2 pseudogenes are annotated in these 582 nt (G+C 73.4%); both read right to left on the minus strand.

The features are described 5' to 3' along the window. Window positions 1-278 (minus strand): annotated as a pseudogene (locus tag GCN75_RS28850) (hydrolase 1, exosortase A system-associated); the annotation flags it as partial. Next, window positions 275-582: pseudogene (locus GCN75_RS29450) on the minus strand (hypothetical protein); the annotation flags it as partial. The pseudogenes GCN75_RS29450 and GCN75_RS28850, both read right to left, overlap by 4 nt.

Below are 582 nucleotides of genomic sequence, written 5' to 3' on the forward strand. Positions count from 1 at the left end.
TCGCTGTCGCCCATGCCGCGCAGGTCGAAACGCAGCACGGGCACGCCTTGCGCGGCCAGGGCGCGGGCCAGCAGGACGAACTGGCGATGGCTGCCCACCCGGTACTGGGGCCCGCCCGTGACGATCAGGACGCCGCGCGGGCCCGGCGCGGCGGGCAGGCTGAGGATGCCGACCAGGCGCGCCTGCACCCCGTCGTCTTCGGTATCGCTGCGAAAGCGCAGGGCCAGCTGGCGCACGGTGTGCGCCGCGGGGTGAGGCTGACTGTCGTCGCGTTTCATGGCGGCAGCCTTTCCTCGTCGAGCCAGTCGCGGCACAGTTCCCGCGTGGCGTACAGCAGTTGCGGACACGCCAGCAGTTCGCCGCTGTGCCAGAACGGGCCGTCATCGAAGCTGGCAACGTGCACGGCGGCGCCCCGTTCCCGCCATTGCCGCGCCAGCAGCGGCGGCGACCAGGCGCCCGACTGGTCGGCCGCGCGGTAATCGAGCCAGTAGACGGGCATGGCGGGCAGCAGCACGGCCGCGCTGACGCCGTCGATGGCATGCGCCAGCCCGGGCGCCAGCAGGTAGCCGGCCACCTCCACGG

It is taken from the genome of Janthinobacterium violaceinigrum (genome assembly GCF_009208555.1).
GTDB classification, from domain to species: Bacteria; Pseudomonadota; Gammaproteobacteria; order Burkholderiales; family Burkholderiaceae_D; genus Janthinobacterium; species Janthinobacterium violaceinigrum.